This is a genomic window from Candidatus Synechococcus spongiarum SH4 (genome assembly GCF_000586015.1).
In the GTDB taxonomy this organism is placed as follows: Bacteria; Cyanobacteriota; Cyanobacteriia; order PCC-6307; family Cyanobiaceae; genus Synechococcus_B; species Synechococcus_B spongiarum_F.
In genome coordinates, this window is record NZ_JENA01000214.1 from 1 (window position 1) to 2851 (window position 2851).

General features: G+C 63.9%; 2 protein-coding genes. One reads left to right on the plus strand and one right to left on the minus strand.

The window, feature by feature from the left end; translation table 11 throughout:
- Positions 1 to 164 precede the first annotated feature (164 nt).
- A complete protein-coding gene (gene lepA, locus BG35_RS0108605) occupies positions 165 to 1973 on the plus strand; it encodes a translation elongation factor 4 (protein WP_025782502.1) in 1809 nt (602 codons plus the stop codon).
- Between the two features lie 20 nt (positions 1974 to 1993).
- Here lepA and BG35_RS0108610 read toward each other — a convergent pair.
- Positions 1994 to 2851: GMC oxidoreductase (locus BG35_RS0108610; RefSeq protein WP_025782503.1), on the minus strand; the 858-nt coding region annotated here is incomplete at its 5' end.

The following is a 2851-nucleotide window of genomic DNA, read 5'->3' on the forward strand; positions in this document are numbered from 1 at the left end:
GCCAAGCTCTGACTTCCCCCTTACGCACGCCAAGGGCAAAGGGCGGCGCCGGGCCATGGCCCCGTCCAGGGGACGGCGGGCGCAGTCCCCCGTGGGGCGATGTTGCTGAGGCCTTACCATGGCCCCACCTTGACCCACCGTTGGCCAGCAGGCTGGCGTTGCCGATGACCGACGTTCCCACCTCCCACATCCGCAACTTCTGCATCATTGCCCACATCGACCACGGCAAATCCACCCTGGCGGACCGGCTGCTGCAAGATACGGGCGCCGTGGCCCCCCGGGACATGCAGGACCAGTTCCTGGACACCATGGACCTGGAGCGGGAGCGGGGCATCACCATCAAGCTCCAGGCGGCCCGCATGATGCACCGGGCCGGGGATGGGCAGGCCTATTGCCTGAACCTGATTGATACCCCTGGCCACGTGGACTTTTCCTACGAGGTGAGCCGCAGCTTGCAGGCCTGTGAAGGGGCCCTGCTGGTGGTGGACGCCAGCCAGGGGGTGGAGGCCCAGACCCTCTCCAACGTCTACCTGGCCCTTGAGAACAACCTGGAGATCATCCCGGTGCTCAACAAAGTTGACCTTCCCGGCGCCGAACCGGAGCGGGTCAAGGGGGAAATCGAGGAGGTCATCGGCCTGGACGCCAGCGCGGCCATTACCTGCTCCGCCAAGACAGGTCTGGGCATCGGCGAGATTCTACAAGCCATCGTCGAGCGCATTCCCGCTCCCGCCGAGCGCACCGCGGAACCCCTTGCCGCCCTCATCTTTGATTCCTACTATGACCCCTACCGGGGCGTGGTGGTGTACTTCCGCGTGATGGCCGGAGTCATTGGCGCCAGGGACGCCATCCTGCTGATGGCCTCCGGCAAGCGCTACAACCTGGACGAAGTGGGGGTCATGGCCCCCGATCAACAGCAGGTGGAGCAGTTGCACGCCGGAGAAGTGGGCTACCTGGCCGCTTCCATCAAGGCGGTGGCCGATGCCCGGGTGGGGGACACCATCACCACGGCGGCCGCCCCCACGGACCACCCCCTGCCTGGCTATAGCGAAGCCAAACCCATGGTGTTCTGTGGGTTGTTTCCAACGGAAGCGGATCAATACCCTGATCTGCGGGATGCCCTGGAAAAGCTCAAGCTTTCCGACGCCGCCTTGCACCATGAACCGGAAACCAGCAGCGCCATGGGGTTTGGCTTCCGGTGCGGATTTCTGGGTTTGCTCCACATGGACGTGGTGCAGGAGCGGCTGGAGCGGGAATACGGCCTGGATCTGATTGTCACCGCCCCATCGGTGATCTACCGGGTGGTGTGTCTGGATGGAGCCATCCAGCTTGTGGATAACCCGGCCAGCCTGCCGGACCCTCAACAGCGCCTCTCCATTGAAGAGCCTTATGTGCGCCTTGAGATCTATGCCCCCAACAGTTACAACGGCGCCTTGATGGAGCTGTGCCAGGAACGGCGCGGTGAATTCACCGATATGAAATACATCACCAAGGAACGGGTGATGCTGATCTATGAATTGCCCTTGGCTGAGGTGGTGAATGATTTCTTTGACCAGCTCAAATCCCGCACCAAGGGATATGCCTCCATGGATTATACATTGATTGGCTATCGTGAGAATCAGTTGGTGCGGCTGGATGTTTTAATCAACGGTGAACGGGCCGATCCTCTCACCACCATCGTGCATCGGGACAAAGCCTATGGGATCGGCAGAGCCCTGGTGGATAAACTCAAGGAACTGGTGCCACGGCAACAGTTCAAAATCCCCATCCAGGCAGCCATTGGTTCCCGGGTGATCGCCGCCACCTCCATTTCCGCCATGCGCAAGGACGTGCTGGCAAAATGCTACGGCGGTGATATTTCCCGCAAGAAGAAACTGCTCAAAAAACAGGCCAAGGGGAAAAAACGCATGAAGGCCATGGGCAAGGTGGAGGTGCCTCAGGAGGCGTTTATGGCAGTGTTGAAGCTGAATGGCTGATCCACCCCATTGCCTTCACGTCACGCTCCACCGTGACCCAGACGCCGGGCCGCGGCCTGGCAGGCGCGGCGGGTGAGGGCCATGGCGGTGAGGGTGGGGCTTTGCCAACCGGAACTCACCCAGCAGGCGCCATCCGTCACCAGCAGGTTGGGGCAGTGCCAGTGGCGATTCCAGGAATCCAGTACGCTGTCTTGAGGGTTGTGCCCCATGGGCGCCCCCCCCACTTCATGGATGTAGTAGCCTGGCGGCGCCCCGTGGCGATGACGGGCCTCCACCGCCCGCACCAGACCGGCAATGCCGGGCATCCGCACCAACTCCGGCAGGCCCGCGGTCACCCCGCCGCTGACCCGCACCACTTCCTCCATGTGGCGCATCATGGAACGCAGCAAGGCGTATTCCGCGGATCGCCAGCGGCAGCGAATCATGGGGACCGGCAGACCACAATGGTCACGGTGGATGGGGTCCAGTTGAACGCGATTGTCCGGGTGGCTGAGCACCTCCCCATGGCCCACCAGAAACCCCATGGCTCCCGGTCCCACCCGCCGCAACGGCGCCGGCGCCCCCAGGCGCTGGGCGCCGCCCCACAACCCGTACCCCCGCAGCGGTGCGCCCCCGGCCGCGGCCGCAGCGGTGCTGTGGCTGCCGTTGTGGGGAATGAAAAAGCTCTCCGCACCGGAGAGGGGCGCCGTGGCCTCGCCACTGGCCACACCGGGCAGATGGAAAAAGCGGGCAACGGACACGTGGTCCATCAAGCCCCGACCGGTGAGACCGGCCGGGTCGGGGAGGCCCGGCGCGCGATGGGGCGGGCTGGAGTGGAGCAGGATGCGCAGGCTTTCAATGGTGGAGGCGCAGAGCACCACCAGCCGGGCCCGCAGCAG

Coding starts and splice junctions, on each gene's coding strand:
- lepA (WP_025782502.1), top strand. CDS start 165: ATGACCGACGTTCCCACCTCCCACATCCGCAACTTCTGCATCATTGCC.